The organism is Arthrobacter sp. FW306-1B-F12A (assembly GCF_058781865.1).
The window spans coordinates 1-2,056 of the sequence record NZ_JBYSXD010000103.1 but is presented as its reverse complement, the minus strand read 5'-3'; the positions used below and the strand labels follow the sequence as shown (position 1 = coordinate 2,056).

Genomic DNA, 2,056 nt, shown 5'->3' with positions numbered 1-2,056 from the left:
CGGAAACTGACCTCCCGAAACAACTAATCCTTAACCGGCTAATCCCCGGCATCCCGGGCTATTAGCCGGATAATGCTGGGACAACGCGGTCGCCGAGAACTTCTTCTCCCACCTCAAGACCGAGTTCTACCACCACCACCGCTTCGGTTCCCGGCTCACCGCACGGACCGCCGTGATGGACTACATCGAGGGCTGGTACAACCGCCGCCGACCCAACCGACGGGCCGGCGGCATCCCGCCAGCCACCGCCCACGCAAACCAGCACACCAGCGTCCAGGAACCCCTGGCCGCCTAACCAAAACAAACAACGAAACTGTCTCAAAAACTTGACGACCGCACTCTGGACGCGGCGCAAGCTCGAGCCAAACCGCGACCACGCGCTAGAAGTGCTCGCCGACAGTTGGTACCACTTGCTCTGCGACGCAGGATAATCAAGCTCCACGCAGCTGCCCAGCTGGTCTTTGCGCTTCACAGGAGTAGCGTTTGCTGTGGCTGACGAGAGGGGTCCACATGAGCTACAAGTATCGAACCGTCAGGGTTCGCGGCACCGAGTTGGTAGGAACCATCGCCCGAAAACACGGCAGCGCGCCGGAGATCTACGAAACCTCGAAGGACGCGAACACATCGGTAGTTCCCGTGTTTTTCCAAGCGACCGGCGAGATCCGATTCTTCGACAGGTCAGTCCTTGAAGACGTCGTGACGCCGGCCAGCTAGCAGCAGTTGCGCGTCTCGGAACTGACCAGAGACGTTTGATGCCAGAGGTCCTGCGACTTGTGGTCGTGGGGCATAGCTTTTGTGGCCCACACTTGGCAAGTGCGTACTTTTGGTGTTGAAGAAGAATTCCTGATCGTAGATCCTGACAACGGCAGTCCCGTGCCCCTCGCCGGCGATATCGTGCGCCTTCATGGTGCCGGTCCCCAGGGGGTGGCTCCTCCTTTCGGCCCGACGTTGGCGATCGAGCTTCAGCAGGAGCAAATCGAAGTCATCACCTCCCCGCACAGCAGCCTGAGTGCCCTCGGCGCTGAAATACGTGCCGGACGCTCTTACGCAGATTCGCTGGCCCGAAGGGCGGGCGCGAGAATTGCAGCCCTCGCGACGTCGCCGCTGGCGATCGCTCCGCATGCAACAAACACCGAGCGCTACGAGGCCCTCCTGGAAAAGTTCGCTATGACTGCCAGAGAGCAGCTGACCTGCGGATACCACGTCCATGTTTCCGTTGACTCGGATGAGGAAGGCGTGGCAGTGCTGGACCGGATCAGGTCCTGGCTGCCGGTGCTGACTGCACTGAGCTCGAATTCACCGTTCTGGAATGGGTCCGACAGTGGTTACGCCAGTTTCCGGACCCAAGCTTGGAACCGATGGTCCAGTGCCGGTCCCACCGATGTCTTCGGATCTGCCGCGGCCTACCACTCTTTGGTGGCCGACCTGTCGGCAACGGGAGTGATCATGAGCCCGGATTTCGACGCTCGCCTGTCTGCCCGGCACCCTACGGTCGAGATCCGTGTCTCGGATGTTTGCCTTGATGCCCGGGATGCCCTGCTGATCGCGGCCTTGGTGCGTGCCTTGGTGGATACAGCCGCCAGGGAATGGAAATCCGGACAGCGTCCGGACATGGTTTCTGTCCCCGTCCTGCGCCAAGCCACGTGGCGGGCCAGCCGGTTCGGCCTGCACGGCGAGCTGCTCCACCCGGGAACGCACAAGCCGGCCACAGCAAGGCACGTCCTTGCCGCACTCCACTCCCACGTCCGCGATGCCCTCGAAGGGACCGGGGACGCACACTACGCCAACGAGGGACTGCAAAGGATCCTCAGCCAAGGCACGGGAGCCGCGCGGCAACGGCAAGCCCACCAACGCACCGGCAGTCTTGCCGGCGTCGTCGCATATGCAACGGGCGTCACCCACCTCGAACCCATTGATCACGAACGCACCGACCAACCGTACTTCGCGGCGGCCTCGGGGACTGCCGCGCTCGTGGCGAGCTAGGGCGTGTCTCCTAAATCCTGGAGTGGTGGTCGGGGATGCTTGATGGGTGTCTCGTACTTCTGTTTTGACTGAT

At 62.0% G+C, this 2,056-nt stretch carries 2 protein-coding genes and 1 pseudogene; all 3 read left to right on the top strand.

Going from position 1 to position 2,056, the window contains the following annotated elements; genetic code table 11:
- Positions 1 to 85: 85 nt before the first annotated feature.
- A pseudogene (locus AC3WJU_RS22395) lies at positions 86 to 295 on the top strand (IS3 family transposase); the annotation flags it as partial.
- Positions 296 to 510: 215 nt separating this feature from the next.
- Positions 511 to 714, top strand: coding sequence for a hypothetical protein (locus AC3WJU_RS22390; RefSeq protein ID WP_059389943.1), 204 nt, complete (start codon positions 511 to 513; stop codon positions 712 to 714).
- A gap of 99 nt (positions 715 to 813) precedes the next feature.
- Positions 814 to 1,983 (top strand): glutamate--cysteine ligase, encoded by a 1,170-nt coding sequence (locus AC3WJU_RS22385; RefSeq protein ID WP_492260918.1) that lies wholly within the window; start codon positions 814 to 816, stop codon positions 1,981 to 1,983.
- Positions 1,984 to 2,056: the final 73 nt, after the last annotated feature.